Genomic DNA, 23047 nt, shown 5'->3' on the forward strand with positions numbered 1-23047 from the left:
CCGCCATGGCCCAGCAGCGCATCCTGATCATCCTGCTGAATTTCCGCACACCGGAAATGACCCTGCAATCCGCAGCGGCCGCTCTGCGCGAGCTGGAGGAGCTGCCGGGCGAGCTATTGATCATCGACAACGGCTCCGGCGACGGTTCCTATGACCAAATCCGGGCAGAGGCGGAAACCCGCGGCTGGCTGGGCGGCGGCCGGGTGCGGGTGATTGCCTCGCCGGTGAACGGCGGCTTTGGCGCTGGCATGAACATCGGGCTCCGCACTGGCCTGGCAGACGGCAGCGCGCCGGAGTTCTACTATCTCCTGAACTCCGACGCCTTTGTGCAGGGCAGCACCATCCGCACCCTGCGCGACTTCCTGCTGGACCACCCCGGTGCCGGGCTGGCGGGGTCGTATGTGCGCGGCATCGACGGGACGCCGCACCGCACCGCCTTCCGCTTTCCCTCCGTCGCGGGCGAGTTTGAGGCGAGCGTACGCACCGGCTTCATTACCCGCCTCCTGAAACACTGGATCGTCGCCATGGAGATGCCGCAGGCAGAGGTGCAGGTCGACTGGACCGCCGGCGCCAGCCTGATGATCCGCCGCGAGGCAATCGAGGCCGCAGGCGGGTTTGACGAGACCTTCTTCCTTTATTTTGAGGAGACCGACCTCTGCCGCCGCGCCGCCCGGGCGGGCTGGCGCACCCACTATGTGCCGGCCAGCGAGGTGGCGCATATCGGCTCTGCCTCCACCGGCATGAAGGGCTGGCAGCGCACGCCGCAGTATTGGTTCGACTCGCGCCTGTATTACTTCGTCAAGAACCACGGCCGCGCCTATGCCGCCGCAGCCACATTGGCCCGCATCAGCGGCAGCCTGATCTATGGCCTGCGCCGCCTGATCCAGAACAAACCGCAGGCTGATCCGCCGCATTTCCTGCGCGATCTCTGCCTGCACAGCCTGCGCGCACTCTTTGCGCCGCGCCGCACAACACGTACCGAAACGCGCCTCCCTTCTCCGCTTGCAAAGGAGCAGAAATGACCGCATTCACCTGTGCCCTGATTGGCAATGAATCCCTTCTGATCGGCTGCGCCGATGCGCTGCTGGCGCGCGGCCACCAGATCCGGGCGGTGGTGTCCCAAGACGCGGACATCCGCGCCTGGGCTGCGGATAAGGGGTTGGCATTGCTGGACAAACCCGCAGACCTCAGCGGCAGCTTCGATTGGCTGCTGTCGATTGCCAACTTGACCGTGATCCCGGATGCGGTGCTGGCGCAGGCTGCCAAGGGCGCGGTCAACTTTCACGACGGGCCGCTGCCGGCCTACGCGGGCCTCAACACCCCGAACTGGGCGCTGATCAACGGCGAGCCGCAGCACGGCATCACCTGGCATCTGATCGAGGGCGGCGTGGATGAGGGTGATATCCTGGCCCAGCGGCTGTTTGATGTGGCTGAGGATGAGACCGCTTTCAGCCTCAACTCCAAATGCTATGCCGCCGCAATGGACAGCTTTGGCGAGGTCGTCACCCAGCTGGAAACCGGCGATCTGAAACGTCAGAAACAGGACCTGAGCCAGCGCCGGCTGTTCAAGAAGTCGGACCGCCCGGCGGCGGGCGGGATGCTGGATTTCAACCGGCCCGCGGCGGAACTCGCGCGGTTGGTGCGGGCGCTGGACACCGGCGGATACTGGAACCCGATGTGCGCCGCCAAGCTGCGCATCGGCAGGACCGTGGTGCTGGCTGGCGCTGCAGAAGTTGCGGAGGGCAGCGGCGCGTCGGGAACCGTCCTGGAGGTCAGTAAGGCCAGCGTAAAAGTCGCAACCGGCAGCGGGGCCCTCCTGCTCTCCCGCCTGACCACCCCCGCGGGCCAGACGCTGGACATCTCCAAACGGGTCAATCCAGGAGACAAGGTTCCCTCCCTGACCGTAGCAGAGGCCGAGTCACTCACCGCCCGCTTCGCTGCGGTCCAGGGCGGTGAAAGCCACTGGCGCCGGCGGCTTGCAGCGATGCAGCCGGTGCAGGTGCCGCTGGCCTCAGGCAACAGCAGCGGTGAATACAGCCGCCGGGACATCGCCCTGCCTGCAAACCTAAGTGAAGAACAGGCAGCAGCTGCCGCGCTTGCCTTTGCCTTGCTCAGCAGCGGTGCAGAAGCCGGCGATGTGGCGCTGTCGGTGGAGGGGATGGAGAGTCTGCCCGGCCTGATCTCCGGCTGGATGCCCTTGCAGGCGCGGCGGCAGGACAGCGTGGCAGACCTCGTTGAACGCAGCGTGCAAGAGATTGCCAAGGCACGCAAAACCGGCGGCTTTGCCGAGGATCTGGTGGCCCGCGCACCGGAGATTGCAGCGCAACCCATGCCCGGTATGGGCCTGAAGCTGGGGTCCGATGCAGCGGTTGAGGGCTGCGCTGCCACAGTCTCCCTGACCAATGGCGCCATGGCGCTGCACTGCGACACTGCCGCCCTGACAGTCGAAACCGCAGGCCTGCTGGCTGCACGCCTGGAACTGATTCTGAACGCCATTGCAGAAGACGGCAGCCGCCCGGTTGCAGAGCTTCCCGTCCTGCCCGAGGCCGAGCGCAAGCTGCTGCTGGAGGATTGGAACCAGACAGCAGCGGACTACCCTGCTGATCTCACCATCCACGCGGCCTTTGAGACGCAGGCCGCCCTGACCCCGGAGGCCACCGCGCTGGTGTTCGAGGATCAGAGCTTCACCTATGCCGAGGTCAACGCCCGCGCCAACGCCGTGGCGGGACGCTTGCGAGAAATGAACGTAGTGCCGGGCGTGCATGTTGGCATCCACATCCGCCGCACGCCGGAGCTGGTGTTTGCTGCGCTTGGGGTGATGAAAGCCGGCGGCGCCTATGTGCCGCTGGACCCTGCCTACCCCGCTGACCGCATCGCGCATTACATCGCTGACAGCCAGGCGCAGGTGATCGTGACCCAATCCGCGCTGGCGAACGGGCTGCCTGCCTCGGACGCCCAGGTTCTGGATATCGAAACCGTTCCCGCGGAGACAGCGGCCGGTAACGTTGACGGCGGTGCCTCCGGCGGCGATCTCGCCTATCTGATCTATACCTCCGGCTCCACCGGCCTGCCCAAGGGGGTGATGGTCGCCCACGCGAATGTGTCGAACTTTTTCACCGGCATGGACGCACGCATCCCGCACCAGCCCGGCGATGCATGGCTGGCGGTGACCAGCCTCAGCTTCGATATCTCGGTGCTGGAATTGTTCTGGACGCTCACGCGCGGGCTGAAGCTGGTGCTGTCCAGCGATGAAAGCCGGCTGGAGCTGTCCAAGGGGCCGGTGGCCCTGTCAGACCGTAAAATGGACTTCAATCTGTTCTACTGGGGCAACGACGACGGACCCGGTCCGCAGAAATACCATCTGCTGCTGGAGGGCGCCAAGTTCGCCGACAGCCACGGCTTCAACGCGGTCTGGACGCCGGAACGCCACTTCCACGCCTTTGGCGGCCCCTATCCGAACCCATCCGTCACCGGCGCGGCGGTTGCCGCAGTGACGCAGAACATCGGCGTGCGCTCCGGCTCCTGCGTGGCGCCACTGCACCATCCGGCGCGGATTGCCGAGGAATGGGCGGTGATCGACAACCTGACCGCGGGGCGTGCAGGCATCGGCTTTGCCTCCGGCTGGCAGCCGGACGATTTCATCCTGCGGCCTGAAAACACCCCGCCTGCCAACAAGCCCGCGATGTTCGAGGCCATCGAAACCGTGCGCAAGCTGTGGCGCGGCGAGGAAGTGGGTTTTCCCCGCAAAGATGGCGGTGAACACAACGTCCTCACCCAGCCGCGCCCGGTCTCCAAGGAGTTGCCGGTCTGGGTGACGACCGCGGGCAACCCGGAGACCTGGCGTGAGGCCGGTGCGATCGGGGCAAACGTGCTGACCCACCTGCTGGGCCAAAGCATTGATGAGGTCGCGGGCAAGATCCGCATCTACCATGACGCCCTGCGCGAATCGGGCCATGATCCCGCGGATTTCAAGGTCACGCTGATGCTGCACAGCTATCTGGCTGGAACCCGGGAGGAAGCCCGGCGGGTGGCGCGGGAGCCGATGAAGGATTACCTGCGCTCCGCCGCCGGGCTGATCAAGCAATACGCCTGGGCCTTCCCCGCCTTCAAGAAACCCGAGGGGGTGCAGAACCCGTTTGAGATGGACCTCGGCATGCTGTCGGAGGAGGAATTGGAGGCAATCCTCGACTTTGCCTTTGAGCGCTATTTCGAGGACTCCGGGTTGTTCGGCACCATTCAGGACGCCTGCCAGCGAGTGGAACAGCTGAAGCGTATTGGCGTGGATGAGATCGCCTGCCTGATCGACTATGGCATCGCGCCGGATGTGGTGCTGGAGGGGCTGAAACCGCTGGCCGAGGTGCTGCGGCTGTCGAACGCGCCGCAGGAACTGGCGGTGGATGATTTCTCGCTGGCGGCACAGATCGTGCGCCATGGGGTCAGCCACATGCAATGCACGCCCTCAATGGCGCGGATAATTGCCGCGGATGCCGATGCCAGCGCCTGCCTGGGCCGGCTGCAGCACCTGCTGGTGGGCGGCGAAGCGCTGCCGGGGGATCTGGTGCAGGCACTGCGCGAGACGACCCGGGCGGAGATCCACAACATGTACGGCCCGACTGAGACGACGATCTGGTCGACGGTGGAGACAATCAGCTCTGCCCCTGCGGGGACGGCCGGGATCGGCACACCGGTTGCGAATACGCAAGCCTATGTTCTGGACGAAAAGCAAACTCCTGTCCCTGCGGGGTCTCCAGGTGAACTTTATATCGGCGGCGCGGGGGTCACAGCGGGGTACTGGCAGCGGGACAAACTGACCTCTGAACGCTTCGTTAACGCAACGTTCGCTGCAACACCCCTGTACCGCACCGGCGATCTGGTGCGCTGGACCGAAGGCGGGACGCTCGCCTTCCTGGGCCGAACCGACCACCAGGTGAAGATCCGCGGTCAGCGGATCGAGCTGGGCGAGATCGAGGCGGTGCTGGCGGCGCAACCAGGCGTGACAGGCGCCGTGGTGGTGCCGCGCGGTGAAGCTGGCACCGGGCAGCTGGCGGGTTACATCACCGTCTCTGCGCCAGTGCAGCCAGAGGCCCTGAAACAGGCGCTGGCGGCGCGGCTGGCAGAGGTGATGGTGCCCGCGCGCATCATCACGCTGGACGCTTTCCCGCTGACCCCAAACAAGAAAATCGACCGCATGGCGCTGCCGGACCCGCAGCCCGAGCGGGCTGATGCCGCCCCGGCCGTTGCGCTGGATGCGGGTGCTCAGGCGCGGATTGCCACGGTCTGGAGCCGCATCCTGGGGGTCAGCGGCATCGGCGCGCAGGATAATTTCTTTGCCCTTGGCGGCCATTCGCTGCTGGCAGTGCAGGCGCACCGGGAACTGCGCGCGGAGCTGGGCACCGCGGCGCTGTCGATCACCGATATCTTCCGTTTCCCGACGCTGGCGGGGCTGGCGGCGCATATCGAAGGGCTTGCAGGCACCCCGGCAAATACGGAAGAACAGCCGCAGGATACCGCAGCACCGGACCGCAGCGACATGATGTCGAAACGGCGAGCGATGCGGGCCAACCGCAGGGCAAGGACCGGATGACGGAAACAAACAGCAGACTGGCAGAGCGGCTGGCCCTGGTCCGGCCGCTTTTTGCCGCCGATGTGGCGCTGGCCGGGGCAGACCCGCTGGGCGCACCGCCCGTGCCGCTGGCAGAGGAAGCCGCGGGGCTGTCGCCGAATGCGGTGGAGAAACGGCGCAATGAATTTGCTGCGGGAAGGTCAGCGGTGCATCAGGCCATGCAGCAGCTGGGCGTGCCCCCCGCTCCGGTGCAGGTGGGCAGCGACCGGGCGCCGGTCTGGCCCGCCGGTCTGGTCGGCTCCATCACCCACACCAAAAGCTGCGCGATGGCGGTGCTGGCACGGTCTGGCGCGGTTCAGGGGCTGGGCATCGACGTGGAGGAAGACACGCCCCTGAAAGATGAACTGCTGCCGGCGATCTGCTCGGACCGGGAACAGGCCTGGCTGAAGCGGCAGGACAATCCGGGCCAGATGGCCAAGGTGATCTTTTCCGCCAAGGAAGCGGCCTACAAGGCGCAATACTGCTTAAGCCGGTCGTTTTACGGGTTTGACGGGATGGAGCTGGAGTTTGATTTGGCCGCAGGCGCCTACCAAGCCTTTTTTACCGCCGACCGGGGGCCGTTCAAGCGCGGCGAAGCGGTTGGCGGGCGTTTTGCCATTGGTGCGGGGCTGATCATGACTACCGCAGAAATCCGGGGGCGCGGGTGATGGGGCGGCGCGGGTTTCTGGCATTGAGCGCTGCTGCCGCAACGCTGGGGCTGATGGTGTTTGCGACCCGCAGCCGAAGCGTACCGGTGCCGCCGCCGCTCGCCCCGCCTGCGGGTCCGATGAAGGTGTTTCACCTCGGCCATTCGCTGGTCGGGCCGGACATGCCGCATATGCTGGCGCAGCTGGCACCGGAGGGGCACAGGTTTAACAGCCAGCTGGGATCGGGCACGTCGCTGAGGGCGCATTGGGAGCCGGAGGAAGACATCCTCGACTTTGACGCCGCCAATCAGGCACCGGCGTACCGGGATGCGAAAGAGGCCATCGGGTCAGGCGAATATGGCGCAGTGGTGCTGACAGAGATGGTCGAGCTGCGGGACGCGATCAAATACTTCGATGCAGCCAAGTATTTGGGGAAATGGGCGGATTTGGCGCGGCAGGCGTCGCCGGAGCCGCGTCTGTATCTCTATGAAACCTGGCACAGGCTGGATGACCCGGATGGTTGGCTGGAACGGATCGAGGGAGACCTCGAAGCGTTATGGACACGCCAGCTGCTGGGGTGTGACAGCCGCCGCAATCCTCAGCGCCCGTTTTACCTGATCCCTGGCGGGCAGGTGCTGGCTGCGGTGGCGCGCGCAGCGGAGGCTGAGGAAATCCCGGGACTGGCTTCACGTGAATCGCTGTTTGCCAGAACGCCTGAGGGCGGTCTGGACAGCATCCATATCAATGATCTGGGCGCCTATGTTGTGGCGCTGACCCACTATGCGGTGCTGTATCAGCGCGCGCCCATGGGCCTGCCGCATCAATTGACCCGCGCCGATGGCAGCCGGGCAGATGCATTTGCCCCGGAGGCTGCGGCCAGGGTGCAGCAGATTGTCTGGGACACTGTGCGCGCCCTGCCCCGCACCGGTCTGGCCGCCGCGGGAGCAGCGGCATGAAACTGGAGGCGCTGATTACATCGGTTGTGATGATCGGCCATTCGCTGTTCGGGCCGGACAATCCGCAGATGCTGAAACAGCTGCTGCACACAAGGGCAGAGGCTCGGGTTGAAGCACAGATCATCAATGGCGCGCCGCTCAGCTACAATTGGAAGCACAGCAGCAGTGCCGAGGGTGTGGATTCACGTGAAAGGCTGCGCGAAGGCGCAGATGCGATCATTGTGACGGAAGCTATCCCGCTGGCCAATCACCTGAAATGGAGCGGCACCGAACAAGCGCTCACGCAGTATTATGAGCTGGCGCGTGCGGCCAATCCGGACGTGCAGTTCTACCTGCAGGAAACCTGGCACAGCTTGGACAGCGGCACCGGGGCGGATGTGCCGTTTGACGACGGCGCCGATGTGCCCTGGCGGGAGCGTCTGGAACAGGACCTGCCGCGCTGGCAGGCGGTGGTGGCACAGGTGAATGCGGCCACTGGCGGCGACGTGAAACTTCTGCCCGCAGGCCAGGCGATGGCGCGGCTGGATGATGCCATTCAGGCGGGCACCATGCCGGGACTGTCCAGTATCCGCGACGTCTTTGCCGATGATATCCACCCCAATGCCACCGGTTTCTATTTCCTGGCCCTGCTGCAATATGCGGTGCTGACCGGCAAGGACCCTGCCGGTTTGCCGCACCAGTTGACGGATCGCTGGGGCAAGCCCTTTGCCGCGCCCTCACCCGAGTTGGCGGCGCGGCTGCAGGTCATCGCCTGGGCTGCCGCCCAGGGGAACAGCATCCGCACGGCGGCCTTGCCCGCGCGCCCTGCACCGCTGCCGCAGGATCCGCCCCTGCCTGTGCTGAATGCAGCAGTGCTGGAAGACGCAGCCCACACCGCAAGACCGGCCGCCCGCCAGCCCGTTGCCATCAACCTCGCGGGCATCGCGGACTGGAGCACCCAGGCGCCTTTTCTCGACCATTTCAAAACCTCGCGCCCCTGGATCGGCCATCTGCCGAAACGCTGGGGCGGCGCCGGGCATGAAGACCTGCTGGCCGCTGGATATCTGGATGCCAATGGCTGGCCCACTGCCATCCCGCCTGAACTCAGCTCAATCGGCACGGTCATCCTCACCGACATGCCGGAGGAGGCGGTCTCGCTGGCGGGACGCTATGTGCTGCGCTTTGAGGGCGACGGCATTGTCGAGGTTTTGGGCCGGGCCGGGAATGTCCGCTATGGCAAAGGCGAAGTGCGGTTTGACTATACGCCTGGTCCCGGCCCGGTGGAGATCCGCATCCAGCGCACCGGCCGGGACGGCGATTACGTGCGCAATATCTCGGTTGTAAAAGAGGAGCATCTGGAGGCCTACGCGCAGGGGGCGCTGTTCAACCCGCTGTGGCTGGACCGGCTCGACGGGTTTGCGGCGCTGCGGTTCATGGATTGGATGGCCACCAATGACTCTGGCCAGACCGGCTGGGAGGACCGCCCCTTACCGCAGGATTACACCTGGGCGCTGAAGGGGGTTCCGGCAGAGGTGATGCTGGCGCTCGCCAACACGCTGGGCGCCGATCCCTGGTTCACCATGCCGCATATGGCAGATGATACCTATATCCGGCAGTTTGCCCGCCTGGCTGAACGCGGTTTGGACGAGGACCTGCGCGTCTATGCCGAATATTCCAACGAGGTCTGGAACTGGCAGTTCCAGCAGGCCGCCTGGGCCGATGCCCAGGCGCAGGCGCGCTGGGGCAGTGACGGGCTGTGGATGCAGTTCTATGGCGGCCGGGCGGCAGAAGCAGCGCAGATCTGGACGGATGTTTTTGGCGGGGACAGCGGGCGGCTGGTGCGGGTGATTTCGTCGCAAACCGGCTGGCTGGGGCTGGAGGAACAGGTTTTAACTGCGCCGCTGTGGAAGGCGGAACGCGCGGAGCGCCTGGCGCCCGCCGCCTATTTCGATGCCTATGCGGTGACCGGTTACTTCGGCGGCGTCCTGGGGCTGAAGGAGCGCGCGGGGGAGGTCCGTGCCTGGATCGCTGCCAGCCGGGAGCAGGCAGGGGCGGTGGCTGCGCAGCGCGGGCTGACGGGCGCGGCGGCAGAGGGATTTGCCGAGCGGCATCAGTACGATGCGGCCTCGGCCCAGGCGAGTGCCGAACTGCGGGACGGGCTGATCTCGGGTGATCCTGCGGACACGCTGGCGGATCTGCTGGGCCGGGTGCTGCCCTATCATGCCGGGGTTGCGCAAAAACACGGGCTGAAGCTGATCATGTATGAAGGCGGCAGCCATGTGGTCGGGATTGGACCGATGGTGGAGGATGAAGCCCTGACCCGTTTCTTCACCCATTTCAACTACACGCCGGAAATGGGGGCGCTTTACCAGGAGCTGCTGGCTGGCTGGCTGGCGCTTGGCGGCACGCTGTTCACCGCCTATGCCGATGTGGGCATGCCGGGGAAATGGGGCAGCTGGGGCGCCTTGCGCACTCTCAGCGACCGGAACCCGCGCTGGGATGCGCTGGAGGCTGTGAAGTGAGCCCGAAGGTCTCTATCCTGATCCCGGCTCATAACGAAGCCAATTATATCAAAGACTGCCTGCAGGCGGTGTTTGCCTCGGATCGGTTGCCTGCGGGCGTGGCAGCGGAAGTGCTGGTCCTGGCCAACGGCTGCACGGACGGCACCGCAGCCCTGGCCCGCACCTGCACGCCTGGCCCGGATTGGCACCTGCAGGTGCTGGAGCTGCCTCAGGGCGGCAAGCTCGGGGCGCTGAATGCCGGAGACAAAGCGGCACGGGGCAGCATCCTGATCTACCTGGACGCAGATGTTCAGGTTTCGCCCGGACTGATTCCGCAGATCGCCGCGGCATTGTCTACGGGGGCACCGCGCTATGCCAGCGGCAGCCCCCGGGTGGCGCCTGCCCGCAGCCGGATGACCCGCGCCTATGCACGGCTGTGGGTGCGGCTGCCGTTTTTTTCCTCCGGCGTGCCCGGGTTCGGCATCTTTGCAATGACCCGCACCGGGCGGCAGCGCTGGGGGGACTGGCCGGATATCATTGCCGATGACATCTTTGCCCGGTTGAATTTTGCCCCGCAGGAACGGGTGCAGGTGGCGGCGCCATACAGCTGGCCTATGGTCGAAGGCTTTCGCAATCTGGTGCGGGTCAGACGGCGGCAGAATGCCGGGGTGGCAGAGGTGGCAGAAGCATACCCGCATTTGCTGCGGAACGCGGACACGCCAAGGGCCGGCGGCGGCACGGCACTGCGCCTGCTGCTGCGCGATCCGGGCGGGTTCCTGACATACGCTGCGGTTGCGCTGGCGGTGAAAACCCCGCTGTTTGCCTCCCGCTCCCGCTGGACCCGGGGCCGCTGACAGCCCGCCGCTTTCGGCGGCCTTGGGCCGGGCTCAGCAGGAGCGGAGCATCGTCAGATGTGCCGGCGGCGGGCGGGAGGGACCCGTTACCTTTGGATCGCTTCGCGGAAATGCGCTGCCAGTTTTGCAGCTTCGGTTGCGCTGCCGTGACGCTGCAGCACCCGGGTGCGGCCCGCCTGACCCATGGCGGCGAGGTGTTCTGGCGGCGTATGCGCAAGCTCCAGAATTGCTTCAGCCAGCGCGGTTTCACCGCCGGCTGGCACCAGCCAGCCAGTTTTTCCCGGCAGCACCAGCTCCGGAGTACCCGCGATATAGGTGGCGATAACCGGGCGGGCGGCGGCCATTGCCTCCATCACCACCATCGGCAGCCCCTCGGCAAAAGAGGGCATCACCAGCGCGTGGGCGCGGGCCAGTTCTGCCCGCACGCCGTCCTCTGCCAGCCAGCCGGTGAGAGTGATATTCCGCTGCAGCCCGAGGCTGGCAATCGCTGCCTCCAGGTCCGGGCGCATCTCGCCGTCGCCAATCAGCGCCAGATGCGCATCCGGGATGTTCTGCACCAGCTGCGCCATGGCACGGACCAGAACCATCTGGCCCTTCTGCTCGACAAACCGCCCGATGGCAGCCAGCCGCAGCGGCCCCTGCGGCAGCGGCGCGGGGCTTGCGAAGCGGTCCGGCTCGATGCCGCAATGAACCACTTTCAGGCAGTCCCATTTGCTGAAAGACGCCCAGCGGCTCAGCTGGCTTTTGCCGAAACTGCTGACCGCCACGGTGAAAGCGGCGCGGCTGATCTTCTCCCCCAGCGACAGCGCATGGGGGGCGTCGAATTCCTCCGGCCCGTGCACGGTAAAACTGTAGGCCGGGCCGCCCAATTCATGCGCCAGCATCGCGACCGCAGCGGAATTGGTGCCGAAATGCGCGTGCATGTGCTGCACGCCCTCTGCTGCGCAGCGCTGTTTCACATGCGCCGCCTCGCCTAGGTAAATGATATGCCGGAGCACGCCTTTGTCCGAAGCGCGCGCCAGTTTCACGGCCAGGGCCAGCGCCCGTGTGAACCGGCGCGGGGTCAAGGCCTCGCGTGCCAAAGCGGCGAGAAGACGGCCTGTGCCGGCCTGCAGAACATATCCGGTGCGCGCGGCCTCCGCCTGGTCGGCGGGGTCAGCCAGTGCGCTTTCCGAGGGGCGCATCGCCAGCCGCAGGACCTCCACGCCCTGCTGCTCCAGCGCTTGCAGCTCGCGGCGGATGAAGCTGTGCGAGGGCTGCGGATAAGTGTTCAGAACATAGGCGATCTTCAACGCTGAGGGTTCCCGGCAAGTGTATGTTTCTGCGGCAGGTTAGCGGTGGATTGGCGGCTTGCCCAGCGTTGGATGCCGCTTGTTCCGGGAGCGTGGAGAATGCAGCACAAGGATCAGGATTGTCGCTTCATTTCAGCCGCTTGCATGGCTCTCATCCGCCATTGCCGCCGCGCGATTGACGCCCCTGCCCTGCCCGCCTAGCCTGCAGGACAAGTGTTTTGAGGAATGGCGCCGGGATGCAGCGGGTTGCTTTGCTTTTTGCCGGCCAGGGGATGATGGCGCGGGTGCTGCGCTCGGCCTCCTGGCTGATGATCGGGTATGGCGGCAGCCAGGCCTTGCGGCTGGCCTCCAACCTGATCCTCACGCGTATTCTGTTTCCAGAAGCCTTTGGCCTGATGGCGCTGGTTACGGTGGTGACGGTGGGGCTGTCGCTGTTTTCCGACGTCGGCATCGGGCCCTCGATTGCCCAGAACAAGCGCGGCGATGAGCCGGCGTTTCTGGACACAGCCTGGACCATCCAGGTGATCCGCGGCTTTGGATTGTGGGCGCTGACGGCGCTGCTGGCCTGGCCTGCCGCCGCGTTCTATGGCGCGCCGGAGCTGCTGCTGTATCTGCCTATCGCAGGCGCCGGTCTGGTCATTGCCGGCTTCAACCCGACCCGGATCGAGACCGCGCACCGGCATCTTCTGGCTGGGCGGGTCACGGCGCTGGACCTGGGCGGCCAAATCGTCGGGCTGGCGGCGATGATTGCATTGGCGCTGGCGACGCAGTCGGTGATCGCGCTGGTGCTAGGCGGGGTCATTCAGGCTGCGGCCAAGCTGGTGCTGTGCCACTACGGCCTGCCGGGGGCTGCCAACCGGTTCCGCTGGGAGAAGGCAGCTGCGCGGGAGCTCATTCATTTCGGCAAATGGATTTTCCTGTCCACTGCCTTCTGGTTTCTGACTTCGCAAGGAGACCGGGCGATCCTGGGCAAGTTCGTGCCGCTGGAGGTGCTGGGGATCTACAACATCGGCTATTTCCTGGCGAGCTTTCCGATGCTCCTGGGCCATGCGGTGAACCAGCGGTTGATGATCCCGGTCTATCGCGACAGGCCTGCGCGGGAGGCACCTGAGAACCTCCGGCGGCAGCGGCAACTGCGCAGCGGGCTGACCGGTGGCATCCTCGCAATGCTGCTGGTGATGGCCTGGGCCGGGCCGTGGCTGGTGCAGTTCCTGTATGATGACCGCTACCTGCTGGCCGGGCCGATGATCGTGCTGATTGCCCTGGCGCTGGCGCCGGCAGTGATCACCATGACCTACGATCAGGCGGCGCTGGCGGCGGGCGACAGCCGTGGCTTCTTTGTGTTTTCCGCTGCCCGCGCCTGCCTGCAGACGGTGCTGTTCCTGGGCGGGGTGATGTGGTTCGGGCTGGCGGGCGGCATTGCCGCGCTGGGATTGGCGATGCTGGCGGCCTATCCGGTGCTGGTGCGTCTGGCGCGCAAACATCACGTCTGGGACCCGCTGCATGATGCGGGCTATGCCTTACTAACCGCCGCGGCAGGCGGCGCAGCGCTGCACTGGCATTGGGCGGAGATTGCAAAGATGGCGGCGGCGCTGAATGCCCCCTGAGCACGCCCGTTTTTTTAGAAAGCAATTCAAGTAATAGCGCGTGCTTGATCAAGTCACTGAGCGTTCGCTTGGCCGGGAGCGGAACGCGCCCGCCGTGGGGCGGGCGGACGCGTGCCTGCCGCTAACGCGAGACAGGCAAATTAAAGAAGTACTTCCGGCAGCAGGTTGCTTGGCTCAGACCTTGCGCCGGAACAATCCGATGCGCGCTTTGCCCGGTGGGCGGGTGTCCATTACCGGAACCGAGACCACCGGCACCAGTCCGGTTTCCCGCTCCATCTGCGCTGCGGTGCGCAGCACCGGGTGGCGCAGTTCCTGCAGAAAGGCTGCCAGAAGGGCAAGAATAACACTGGCAGCAGCCCCCATCAGCGCCTTGGTCTTGCGGGCGCCGGTCACGGGATAATCCGGCAGCGGCGCCGGCTCGATGACCGTCAGGCGTTCCGCCTGGCGGCCTGTTTCCAAACGGAAGCCGACTTCTGCCTCGTTGCGCCGGGCGGTCATTTGCGCAAGCTCCGCCTGCAGCTGTTCCAGCCGCCGGTCGTAGGCGCCCAGCTGGCGCTCGACCTCAGGTGTGGTCTGCAGGGAGGCTGCCAGCCCGGTCTTGCGCTGTTCCAGCAGCAGTTCCTGCGCCTCCAGCGTGGCCAGCTTCTGTTCAGCCTCCTCCAGCATCCGGCGGGCGGTGGCAGGGCGTTCCGTCGCCTGCGCCTGGTCGGCGGCGCGGCGGATTTCAATCCGCTCCCGCGCAATCTCCAAAAGGCCCTCGTTCAGGGCCGCGATTTCAGCCCGGCGGAATTCGATCGTACCAGGCAAGGTTACATCATTTTCATTGCGGTAGGCGGCAATCTCATCCTCCAGCGCGGCGACCTGGTCTGTCAGCGCGGCCTCTTTTCCGGCAAAGAAGCTGAGCGTTTCGCGCGCCTGGTCGATACGGCTTGCCACGCTGAGCTCGATTGTGCGGCGGCCAAACTCACTGGCAACTTGCTGCGCCTGTTCCGCAGTGGGCATCCGCGCGGTGATCGTCAGCACCGAGATGGTGCCGTCATCGGCAAAGCCCTCGCGGGCGGCAGCAACCCCGGTGATCCGCACCGACTCGCGCAGGAGCGCCACTTTTTGCAGTTGAGTCAGCGCCTCCGTATCTGCGTAGAGGCCGAATTTCCCGATCACTTCCAGCACCGTTCCGCGTGCCATCAGTCGCTGCTCAATCAGCTGCATACGGCGGGCAGAGGAGCCTTCTACAGTGGACTTCGCCAGTTCCCCTGCGATCTGCGGCTGGGTGATCTGGAGCACCTCTGCGGTTTCATACTCATGCTGCTGCTTGGCCGCGAACCAGACCGACAGCAGGCATCCCAGCACAAACACGCACAGGATGGTGAACAACCTGCGCCGCACCATGTCCAGGAAGTCGCCAAGCGAGTAAATCGGCCCCATCTGTCTGCTCTCATGCCCCGGCTGCCGCCGTTCCAATTTCCTCAGGCTGCACCTTGGCCGCCTGTGTCCTGAGTTTCATCACAGCAACCGGGCAAAACTATGACATTGCGGCCTAGTTCAGCGGGCAGTCCGATGCGCGGGCCCGGTTCAGAACCACCCCAAGCAGCTGGGTATGGCCCGTCAGCATTTTTTCACAGGCTGCAAGCTGGGCCGCAGTGGTGTCCGTACCGTCAGAAATCAGCAGCACCCCGTCCACCTGCGGCAGGAAAGCGGCGGTATCGTCATACTCCAGCACCGGCGGCAGATCGAAAAGAGCGGTATCGGCACCGCTGCGCAGCATCATGTCGTCCAGCACCCCGGCGCAGCTGCGGCCATGCAGGATTTCAGCGGCATCCTGATCTGCTGCATTATTGAGGCCGACGGCCAGGGACGGCATCGGGCGCAGCAGCTGCTGCTCCATCGGGACTGCACCGGACAGAAAATCCGCAAGCCCGCCGGGCGCAGCCATGCCCAAGGACTGCCCGACACTCGGGCGCCGGAAGTTCAGGTCCATCAGAATGGTGCGGCTGCCGGGCACGCGGGCCAGGCTCAGCGCCAGGTTGACGGCTGAAAAGGTGGTGCCTGCGCCAGCCGAAGGGGCCGTCACTGCTACCCGCCGCCAGCCGCGCTGCCGCAGTGTATGCAGCAGCCGGGTGCGCAGCAGGTCAAAGGACTTGGCCGCGGGGCTGCTGCGGAAACAGCTGACCAGAGGCAGCCCCGCCTGCTGCGGCTCCTCAGCTGCCATCCGGCGCTGCGGAATGCGTTCCCAGGGTTCTGGCAATGGGGCAGGCAGCTGCGCATCGGTATCTTCCGCAGGCGCGCCCAGCCGGTGCTGCCCGCCTGCCCCCGCCGCAAAGGGCACATCGCCCGCGGGAGCGCGGCGGCGGCGGAACCGCTTGAAGCCCTGCTCGCTCATGCTGTCCTCAACTCCTGTGTGCGGGCGTTGCGCCGGGCCGGCACACAACGCCCCTGAAACTGAAAAATGCTTCACAACCGTGCTCCCCGCAATGGGTGGATGAAATGCTGCCGGCCGCAAAGCGCGAACCGGCATCAGATCAGAAAGATGTTAATACCCTGTCCCCTTCACAACCACGCCCGCCGTGCGGCAGATCAAGCCAAGATCCCGGCCCAGCGACAGTTCCCGCTGGTACTGGAAATCCGCCCTCACCCGGCTGGCAAAGCTGGCCTCGTTGCGGACCGATACCTGCCAGATTCCGGTGATCCCGGGGCGCAAAGCAAAATAGGCCCGGGCATCGCCGTAAAGCGGCAGCTGATCCGGCATCATCGGACGCGGCCCGACCAGGCTCATGTCGCCCTTGGCAACATTCCAAAGCTGCGGCAGCTCATCCAGGGAAGTGGCCCGCAGAACCCGGCCCACACGGGTGATCCGCGGGTCGTTCTTGAGCTTCTGCGTCTCGTCCCATTCCCGGCGCAGCGCCGGATTGCTGTCCAGATAGTGCAGCAGCAGCTGGTCTGCGTCCCGGACCATGGTGCGCAGTTTTAGAATGCGGAATTTCTGCCCGCCGCGGCCCAGCCGCGCCTGGGTATAGAACGGCCCGCCGCCTTCCAGCCAAAGCGCCAATGCGCATACAGCAATCAGCGGCAGCGTCAGCGGCAGGCTGAGAAGAACCAGGAAAAGATCCAATGCGCGCTTGCCGGCAGCCGCGTAGGCTGAACCCGCGCTTGCACCATGCCTGCCCGTTTGCGCAATGCTCCTCAAAGCTGCGTTTATGTTGGCAGCCTGAACAGGGCCGGCGGCTGTGACAGGCCGCCGCCGTTTGAGATCACCCTGCGCAAAAGACAGCCCCGCCCCGCCGGGAACCATGTCTTTCATTCCTTATACCCCCGCTTTCCGGCCACAAATCAGCCGGCCCGCCGCCACGCACGTGCAGCCGATGAAACTGAAAACCGCCACCCGCACCCGCAAAGGGCGCAAACAGCTATTACTGGTATTCTGGTTCAGAACCGGGCACGCCCCCACGCGCCCGCGTCCAATGTTTTCTCCGCCCAATCCCCTGGCGGCACTGCATTTCTGCAGCCAGTCTTATTTAAGACAAACTTTAGAAAACTGGCGTAAATATTGTGAGAGCGGCCCGAAAAAGCCTAAAATCCCGCTGTATCGCCGATATTCATGGAAACAATTACCTGCTGCTCAAGAGCATTGTCCGGCAAACGTGTAAAAGCTGCAGAGAATCAGCCGCTGGCCGCGCCCCAGACACTGGTTCAGCCGCCCCTGAACTGCCCCGGGCTTTGCCCGGTCCAGCGGCGGAAGGCATCGCTAAAGCTATTGAGGCCCGAGTAACCTAGAAGAAAGGCGATTTCTGCCAGGGCAAGCTTGCTCTCCCGCAGGTAGCGAACGGCTAGCGCTTTGCGCAGCTCCTCAAGAATGGTGAAATAGCTGGTTCCAGCCTGTGACAGCCTGCGCGACAACGTGCGCGGGCTCATGCCCAGATCCGCCGCCACATTGCCAAGCGTCGCAGAGCTGCTGGACAGCCGGGCAGAGATCGCCTCCTCCACCTGAGCCGCAAGCCCGGTGCTTTTGCTGCCTTGATCCTGCCCTTGCAGCAGCTGGTCGCCATAAGACCGCAAAACCCGCAACAGCACCCGGTCAGCACTGGCCAGCGGCAAATCCATATCCTCAGGCTTGAAGACAAAACGGCTGACAGCCGCCCCGAAATCCACCGGGCAGCCGTAATAGGACGCCATTTCCTCCAGCCCTGACCTTCGCTGATGGGCAAAAACCGCCTGCTGCGGCTCGATCCGGCTTTCAGCAGCCTCACGCAAGGCGGTGAAGAACAAGGCCGCCAGAAACTCTATGTACTGCTGCCCCTGCTGGCCGGAGACCGCCCGGCACGACCAGGTGAATTCCCCATGCGAGGCCAGCCGGGAGGTGTCCAGCTCCCAGACATCGCTCATCACTCCCGCGTAGCGTGCAATATTGCGCAGAAAGCAGCCTGCCGTGGGGGACGTCCGGGCGATGTAGCCTAAAAGCCCGGCCTGACGCAGATCAGTGGCGCTGCCGAGGTGAAAGCCGAACAATGGGTCGCCGGTCAGCTCAGACCCGTGGTCGAAAATTCCAGTGATTGCCGAAAATGGGGCGGAAGGATCATCCTGGTTCAGCAGCGCCTGGCCAAACCCTGTTCCGGAAAACACCGCATCTGGCGCGTAGCCTTCGGCCAGAAGATGGCGTGCAGCGAGCTGGGCAAATACCGCGTTATGCTGTGCCGGAGCTTCGGTCATGTCTGCACTACCTCCTGTCACGGTTACAAGTCACTGTTACGTACCCGCGGCGGCTCTCCGCCGCGCTGTTCGATCAAAAACTCCGCTTGGGCGGCAGACCGCTTGTCCCGGCTTTGCCAGCTGATTGAGCCTGAACCGGGACGTTGAAGCGGGTCTTTGACGGATGCTTTACATTACTGGATTTTTGGAACCGGGCGCAGGGCGGGGCGCCCTGTCTTTTGCACAAATCCTAGGCGCTTTAGCCTATGGCGGGCATACTTCCGCTCAGGACCCTCTCCATACGGGTATTTATGCCTATGCCTGCGCAACACCCGCCCGCTTGCCGGACCGGGGAATCGGCGCCATAAGCAGGCAAACCGGAAGCAGCGATCAAAGAGGACACCATGCAGCCTTCCCGCAGCGAGGCCACCTGGCTGGCCGCCAACCTGGACGGACAAAGGCTTCTGGTCTGGGAAATGTCCGGCCGTCAAGCAGCGCCAGCCCAGGTGTTCACCTTAGAGGGCGGCCAGCCCGCCGCGGTGGCAGATGCATTGCGCCAGGCGATAGGCGGGGTGCCGCGCCCGGTGCTGCTGGGCGGCAGCGGCCTGGCTGCGCCCCGGCCGGTTCCGCTGCCTGCCGCAGAGCTGACGGCGGTCAATGCCCGGCTCGAGGATTTGACTGTTCATGTCCTGCCGGGTGTAAGCCAAGCCGCCCCGTGCGGCGTGATGCAGGGCGCTGTTGCCCGTGTCTGCGGTTTCATTCGGCTGAACCCGGATTGGGACGGGGTGATCTGCCTGCCCGGGCCTGTGACCCACTGGGTGCAGGTGAGCGCCCGTGAGATCGTCAGCTTTCAAAGCGCGCTGACCTGGCAACTGGCTGCAGCAGCCGCACAGGGCATGGCGCTGGATCCGCATGGCGCCTGGGACAAGCCGGTTTTGGCAGAGGCCGCGGGAGATGGCATCACCAAACCAGAACTGCTGGCCGCCCGGCTGGCCGCCGTCCAAGCCGCCGCAAGCCTGGGCCGCCTGACGGCAGAGGCCGCAAGAGCCCGCCTGTGGGGCCTTCTTCTGGGCGCGGAGCTGGCCGCTGCACGTCCCTATTGGCTTGGGCAGAATCTTGCCCTTATTGCCGATGACGGGCTGCGTGCACTTTATACAGCGGCGCTGGATGCCCAGGCGCTGCCTGTAACCGTGGCAGAGCCTGTCCGGATGGCGCTGGAAGGAGTGTCCGCCACCTGGCCGGGCTAGGGGCAGGACAAAGGCATCCTGCGCCGGGCAATGGTGCGCGAGACGGATTGTCCGAAGGGCACAAGCAAGCCCTCCCGCGCCTGCCGGTGCATCGGCTGCACCGGCCGCCCCTTCGCAGCCTTGGGCGTAGGCTGTACGCGAGGACAGCCGAAGCCGGACGGGAGCGCAACCCGAGCTGTTATGGTATCAGGCGGGTGCCCGGAACCGGCTGCCCTTGGCGGGCGGTGTTTCGGGCGGGCCTGCGAAACACTGGGCGATGCGCATCCAGTCCTCCGCCGCCTGCCCGGCGCAGTGCAGCCCGGTATCACCAAGGCTGCGCACTTGCGTCACCACACGGGCAAATTCCACCGCGGAGCCTTTGACAAAATTGTCCGGCTGCGGCGCGTTCCACTGCCAAACAGCGCCCGACGGTCCGGTGAGCTGCACAAAAGGCGCCGGGTCCGGAACGTCCTGGCCGCGGTTGCGGAAGCTCCAGCCAAAAGTGGCCACCCCAAGATGCGCAATGTTGCGGATGCGGTCTTCTTCCCGGCGCTCCTGCCCCAAAAGATCAAAGACTTCCTGACCGTGGGCCCAGGTCTCCATCTGCCGGGCAGTCACAGAGCTCAGTGCGCTCATATCCGGGCCAACCCATTTCAGCCGCGCCTTGGGGTCCGTTCGGGAAAAGGCATCCGCGCATCGCTCAGCCCCTTGCCGCCAGGCCTCGAACAGGGCCTGGCCGGACAGGCCGTTCAGCCAAGGAAACTGGCAATCCAGAATAGATCTGCCGGCCTGCATGCCCTTGAGAACCGGGGCGATAAAACCGGCAAAATCTGCATCGCCTTGCAAGGCGGCTTCTGCGGCGGCGTTGAAAAGATGCAGATGCCCCAGCACGTGATCAATGGTCCAGCCCTTGAACTGGGTTGCCCGGTGGAAATCCGCCTCCGGCAAATTTTCCAGTATCGCCGCTAGCGCACGGCTCTCGGCGCGGAAATCTTCAGCCTGCTGCATAGCTCCCCCTCTTTTGCACGCAGCAACAGGGTAACGGTTCCGGGCAATCCCAGGAAACCTGGACCGCACGTCACGGCAGGGATTAGTCCGCCTGCATAGCGCGGAAAGCGTGCCCGGCGGCCTCGAAATTTCGGCTGAGCGGCGCGGTGAGCCGGGACTGCGCCGCGTAATAGGCTCCAGTCCGGCACAGCTGAGCCGCAAACGCAGGATGCACGCCCGCGTCGTCGTATTTGCGCACTCTTTCCCGGGTCAGCCAGCCGCGGCTTTTGACTTCTTTCCGGATCAGCTCCAGCCGCTGGATGCAGTGGAGTGCGGTATAGACCGAAAGATACTCCAAATAAGCGCCGATTTCGTGGCCGCAGTCCGGATCGAAGGTCTCGATCATCACATCGGCCATCTTGTCTGGTGCAACCGGCCAGGTTTCATCGCCAATCAGCCAAGCAAAATCCTCTGCGCCGTGCCGCAGGCCGGCATATTCGAAGTCGAACCATCGGACAAACCCGTCGCCGCCTATGGCGGCATTGCCGGAGCGGCAATCCCATTTCAGAAACTGAGCGCCCGGGTGTTCGATGTATTCGGCAACGGCCGGATAGTCGAAATTGGCGGGAACTCCCATGGAATAGGGTTCAAGTGCCTCTACCGAGCTGACGAAACTGCGAATCCAGCTGCGGTTTGCCCCAAGATGCGGCAGCACCGTATGCAGCTTGGTCCTGCGCGCAGCGGACTGGATACGGAAGATTGCGGCGCAGGCTTCCGCAGCGAGTTCAAGCTGGTCGCTCTCTTCAAATCCGATGATTTCCTCGCTCAGCCGGGTCTCGCCGGTATCGGATTGGAACAGCACATCGTTGTGCACCCCCAGCACCTGAGGAATGTCATCGCAATGCGGCGCCAGCTGTTCCAGCACGAAGGCTTCCAGATGGGTGCGGCGGAAATTGGCGCGCAGCGTTGCAATTGCCGTGCGGTCCTTGAAATGCAGCCGCAGCGACGAGCGTGATTTGCCGCCCGGCGCCGAAATCTCCACCGGTTCTTCCCCAAGCACCTGCCAGGCCGCGCCTGCAATATATGCGGTGCGGTCGTCAAATTTTCCGTCAGCCATATCCCGCGTCTCTCCCGAACTGCTGCCCAAGACCGGGACAGCTCACCCTTGAATGCTTAACCTTTTGGTGGGGAAAGACGGCGCTTTTCAGGACAGAATACGGCAATTCAAAAGTTGCTCCGGGCGATTCGAACGGGTCGGGCCAGCCGTGGCCTTTGCGCCGAGGCGGATTTAACAACAATCCCGAGGCGGCGGTTCAGTTTGTTTCCGCAAGCCCGGTTTTTAAAGCCCATTTTGACTAAAATACGTCAAAAATCTGGCCGCAGTTGCCTCTCTGCCTAACCTTGATCAAGCTATGCGCGCTTTACGAATGCAGCCGCACCGCAATTTGGATCTGGGTATTGTCTGGGGGAATGAATGGGCCGGGGACATTTTTCATACAGCTGGGGACGCGGACATTCCGCCTGGAGCGGCAAGCAGGCTTGTGGCGGTAACAGCTACTACAACGGCGGCGTCCAGGGCGGCGGTTTCAGCCGCTGGTATGACAGCCATCTGTCCAGCCGCTATGGCTGGAAAGGCAAGGGCTTCAAGGACTGGCAGGACCGCGAAGATGAAGACGGAACTGGCGGCACCAAAGGATCCAGCGGAACCAAAGGATCCGGCGGAACCAAGGGGTCAGGCAGCACCAAGGGATCCGGCGGAACCAAAGGATGCGGCGGCAAAGGGCATCACGGCAAATCGCACTGGTGGCATCGTGAAGAAGACGATTGGAACAGCTATGGAAGCGGCGGCTCCGGGGGAACTCATGGCTGCGGTTCAGGCACCAGAGGGTCGGGCACCGGCGCCTCCGGGTCTGGGGGAACCAAAGGAAGCGGCGGGTCCGGCGGTACGAAGGGCACCGGTGGCAGCGACGGTAGCGACAGCAATGACGGCAGCGGCAAAACCTCTGTGACTTTCGAGATAGGAGGAAACGGCGATCCAAGCGTCTCTGTCGAGGTGCTGCAAACGCCGCAAGGTCAGTTGTTTATAAAGCTGGAGCCGACCTCCTTTGACGGTGAGGTTGCCGATATTGACGGCCTGTTCTTCAACATGACGGAGGATTCCAGCCTGGATGGGCTCAATTTCTTTCCGGATGAAAACACGCTGCCAGTGACCGGCCATGCGGCCAATGCCAATTCTGTCAACGCGCTGGGGGACGGCACCACTGTGCCCGGCAGCTTTGACGCGATGGTGCAATTCGGCCAGGTCCCGGACAGTACCGATGGCACCGTCACCAATGCAAACTTCACTCTGTGGTCGGACGCTGGGCTGACGCTAGAGGACATCGACCTAAGCAGCCTGTCGCTCGTGGTTAGCAATCCGGACGGTTCGCAGCAGGTGCTGGAAGGCGGCTATGATCCGGCAGCGGCGGCCAGCAGTGGGACCGCCTATGCCAACGGCGGCGTCACCGGTGACGGGCTGAGCAACTGGTACGACGCAAATCTGGCCGGGCAATTCGGCGGCACCGGCGAGCCCGGCACTGAGGACATCATGGCACTGATGAACCAGCCCATCAGCGGTACCATGCCTGGCGGCGGAACAGAGGGTGCCATGGAGGATCTGGCAGACCTCGCTTAGGCTGCCGCGCTGTTAAAAAGGCCGGGAGGGCGCCACAGG

General features: G+C 64.6%; 17 protein-coding genes. 10 read left to right on the forward strand and 7 right to left on the reverse strand.

All coding sequences use genetic code 11. The features are described from left to right. The first annotated feature begins 5 nt into the window (after positions 1–5). Genes ACXAHG_RS11740 through ACXAHG_RS11765 form a run of 6 tightly spaced genes read left to right on the forward strand, consistent with a single transcriptional unit; the run spans position 6 to position 10539 of the window. Entirely contained in the window at positions 6–1022 is a 1017-nt protein-coding gene (locus tag ACXAHG_RS11740; protein ID WP_475044894.1) for a glycosyltransferase family 2 protein, read from the forward strand. Next, positions 1019–5584: a MupA/Atu3671 family FMN-dependent luciferase-like monooxygenase gene (locus ACXAHG_RS11745; protein WP_475057474.1), complete on the forward strand. Its 4566-nt coding sequence runs from the start codon at positions 1019–1021 to the stop codon at positions 5582–5584. Before ACXAHG_RS11740 ends, ACXAHG_RS11745 begins: the two co-directional genes overlap by 4 nt. Continuing rightward, a complete protein-coding gene (locus ACXAHG_RS11750; RefSeq protein ID WP_475057477.1) occupies positions 5581–6270 on the forward strand; it encodes a 4'-phosphopantetheinyl transferase family protein in 690 nt (229 codons plus the stop codon). The genes ACXAHG_RS11745 and ACXAHG_RS11750 overlap by 4 nt, the downstream gene beginning before the upstream one ends. Before the next feature lie 53 nt (positions 6271–6323). Then, positions 6324–7205 carry a hypothetical protein gene (locus ACXAHG_RS11755; protein WP_475057562.1) on the forward strand — a complete coding sequence of 294 codons (882 nt, stop codon included), beginning with the start codon at positions 6324–6326 and terminating at the stop codon, positions 7203–7205. After that, the gene (locus tag ACXAHG_RS11760) at positions 7202–9706 is read left to right on the forward strand and encodes a hypothetical protein (protein ID WP_475057480.1); all 2505 of its coding nucleotides are present in this window, start codon (positions 7202–7204) and stop codon (positions 9704–9706) included. The genes ACXAHG_RS11755 and ACXAHG_RS11760 overlap by 4 nt, the downstream gene beginning before the upstream one ends. After that, positions 9703–10539 carry a glycosyltransferase family 2 protein gene (locus ACXAHG_RS11765; RefSeq protein WP_475057483.1) on the forward strand — a complete coding sequence of 279 codons (837 nt, stop codon included), beginning with the start codon at positions 9703–9705 and terminating at the stop codon, positions 10537–10539. The genes ACXAHG_RS11760 and ACXAHG_RS11765 overlap by 4 nt, the downstream gene beginning before the upstream one ends. Before the next feature lie 86 nt (positions 10540–10625). On the opposite strand, the gene ACXAHG_RS11770 is transcribed toward ACXAHG_RS11765, so the two are convergent. Further along, the gene (locus tag ACXAHG_RS11770) at positions 10626–11831 is read right to left on the reverse strand and encodes a glycosyltransferase (protein ID WP_475044901.1); all 1206 of its coding nucleotides are present in this window, start codon (positions 11829–11831) and stop codon (positions 10626–10628) included. A 236-nt stretch (positions 11832–12067) separates the two neighbouring features. Here ACXAHG_RS11770 and ACXAHG_RS11775 point away from each other — a divergent pair, with 236 nt between their 5' ends. Continuing rightward, positions 12068–13438 (forward strand): oligosaccharide flippase family protein, encoded by a 1371-nt coding sequence (locus ACXAHG_RS11775; protein WP_475044902.1) that lies wholly within the window; start codon positions 12068–12070, stop codon positions 13436–13438. A 174-nt stretch (positions 13439–13612) separates the two neighbouring features. Here the strand turns inward: ACXAHG_RS11775 and ACXAHG_RS11780 are convergent, their stop codons facing one another. The 3 genes from ACXAHG_RS11780 to ACXAHG_RS11790 all read right to left on the reverse strand — a co-directional run bounded on the left by ACXAHG_RS11780 (position 13613) and on the right by ACXAHG_RS11790 (position 16736). Beyond that, positions 13613–14863 carry a GumC domain-containing protein gene (locus ACXAHG_RS11780; protein WP_475057486.1) on the reverse strand — a complete coding sequence of 417 codons (1251 nt, stop codon included), beginning with the start codon at positions 14861–14863 and terminating at the stop codon, positions 13613–13615. Between the two features lie 112 nt (positions 14864–14975). After that, positions 14976–15818, reverse strand: a complete 843-nt coding sequence (locus ACXAHG_RS11785) for a CpsD/CapB family tyrosine-protein kinase (RefSeq protein WP_475057489.1) — start codon at positions 15816–15818, stop codon at positions 14976–14978. Positions 15819–15968: 150 nt separating this feature from the next. Then, positions 15969–16736, reverse strand: a complete 768-nt coding sequence (locus ACXAHG_RS11790; RefSeq protein ID WP_475057492.1) for a sugar transferase — start codon at positions 16734–16736, stop codon at positions 15969–15971. Between ACXAHG_RS11790 and ACXAHG_RS11795 the strand changes: the two genes are divergently transcribed. Then, positions 16726–17082: a hypothetical protein gene (locus ACXAHG_RS11795; RefSeq protein ID WP_475044907.1), complete on the forward strand. Its 357-nt coding sequence runs from the start codon at positions 16726–16728 to the stop codon at positions 17080–17082. The two genes, ACXAHG_RS11790 and ACXAHG_RS11795, sit on opposite strands and share 11 nt — an antisense overlap. A gap of 43 nt (positions 17083–17125) precedes the next feature. On the opposite strand, the gene ACXAHG_RS11800 is transcribed toward ACXAHG_RS11795, so the two are convergent. Continuing rightward, positions 17126–18142, reverse strand: a complete 1017-nt coding sequence (locus tag ACXAHG_RS11800; protein ID WP_475057495.1) for an AraC family transcriptional regulator — start codon at positions 18140–18142, stop codon at positions 17126–17128. A gap of 383 nt (positions 18143–18525) precedes the next feature. Between ACXAHG_RS11800 and ACXAHG_RS11805 the strand changes: the two genes are divergently transcribed. Next, positions 18526–19368 carry a 2-dehydro-3-deoxygalactonokinase gene (locus ACXAHG_RS11805; RefSeq protein WP_475057497.1) on the forward strand — a complete coding sequence of 281 codons (843 nt, stop codon included), beginning with the start codon at positions 18526–18528 and terminating at the stop codon, positions 19366–19368. A 186-nt stretch (positions 19369–19554) separates the two neighbouring features. On the opposite strand, the gene ACXAHG_RS11810 is transcribed toward ACXAHG_RS11805, so the two are convergent. Both ACXAHG_RS11810 and ACXAHG_RS11815 read right to left on the reverse strand, forming a co-directional pair. Next, positions 19555–20355, reverse strand: coding sequence for a TIGR03084 family metal-binding protein (locus tag ACXAHG_RS11810; protein WP_475057500.1), 801 nt, complete (start codon positions 20353–20355; stop codon positions 19555–19557). 82 nt (positions 20356–20437) lie between these two features. Continuing rightward, complete coding sequence (locus ACXAHG_RS11815; RefSeq protein WP_475057503.1) at positions 20438–21451, reverse strand: hypothetical protein; 1014 nt, start codon at positions 21449–21451, stop codon at positions 20438–20440. A 357-nt stretch (positions 21452–21808) separates the two neighbouring features. Between ACXAHG_RS11815 and ACXAHG_RS11820 the strand changes: the two genes are divergently transcribed. Then, entirely contained in the window at positions 21809–23008 is a 1200-nt protein-coding gene (locus ACXAHG_RS11820; RefSeq protein WP_475044914.1) for a hypothetical protein, read from the forward strand. Positions 23009–23047 lie beyond the last annotated feature (39 nt).

This window comes from Leisingera sp. ABD4_442, from assembly GCF_056160905.1.

Bases quoted from the DNA above. Each gene is read 5' to 3' on its own strand.
- ACXAHG_RS11740 (WP_475044894.1), top strand. From the start codon at position 6: ATGGCCCAGCAGCGCATCCTGATCATCCTGCTGAATTTCCGCACACCG.
- ACXAHG_RS11750 (WP_475057477.1), top strand. From the start codon at position 5,581: ATGACGGAAACAAACAGCAGACTGGCAGAGCGGCTGGCCCTGGTCCGG.
- ACXAHG_RS11795 (WP_475044907.1), top strand. From the start codon at position 16,726: ATGTCTTTCATTCCTTATACCCCCGCTTTCCGGCCACAAATCAGCCGG.
- ACXAHG_RS11815 (WP_475057503.1), bottom strand. From the start codon at position 21,451: ATGGCTGACGGAAAATTTGACGACCGCACCGCATATATTGCAGGCGCG.
- ACXAHG_RS11820 (WP_475044914.1), top strand. From the start codon at position 21,809: ATGGGCCGGGGACATTTTTCATACAGCTGGGGACGCGGACATTCCGCC.
- ACXAHG_RS11745 (WP_475057474.1), top strand. From the start codon at position 1,019: ATGACCGCATTCACCTGTGCCCTGATTGGCAATGAATCCCTTCTGATC.
- ACXAHG_RS11775 (WP_475044902.1), top strand. From the start codon at position 12,068: ATGCAGCGGGTTGCTTTGCTTTTTGCCGGCCAGGGGATGATGGCGCGG.
- ACXAHG_RS11760 (WP_475057480.1), top strand. From the start codon at position 7,202: ATGAAACTGGAGGCGCTGATTACATCGGTTGTGATGATCGGCCATTCG.
- ACXAHG_RS11780 (WP_475057486.1), bottom strand. From the start codon at position 14,863: ATGGGGCCGATTTACTCGCTTGGCGACTTCCTGGACATGGTGCGGCGC.
- ACXAHG_RS11810 (WP_475057500.1), bottom strand. From the start codon at position 20,355: ATGCAGCAGGCTGAAGATTTCCGCGCCGAGAGCCGTGCGCTAGCGGCG.
- ACXAHG_RS11790 (WP_475057492.1), bottom strand. From the start codon at position 16,736: ATGAAAGACATGGTTCCCGGCGGGGCGGGGCTGTCTTTTGCGCAGGGT.
- ACXAHG_RS11755 (WP_475057562.1), top strand. From the start codon at position 6,324: ATGGTGTTTGCGACCCGCAGCCGAAGCGTACCGGTGCCGCCGCCGCTC.
- ACXAHG_RS11800 (WP_475057495.1), bottom strand. From the start codon at position 18,142: ATGACCGAAGCTCCGGCACAGCATAACGCGGTATTTGCCCAGCTCGCT.
- ACXAHG_RS11805 (WP_475057497.1), top strand. From the start codon at position 18,526: ATGCAGCCTTCCCGCAGCGAGGCCACCTGGCTGGCCGCCAACCTGGAC.
- ACXAHG_RS11785 (WP_475057489.1), bottom strand. From the start codon at position 15,818: ATGAGCGAGCAGGGCTTCAAGCGGTTCCGCCGCCGCCGCGCTCCCGCG.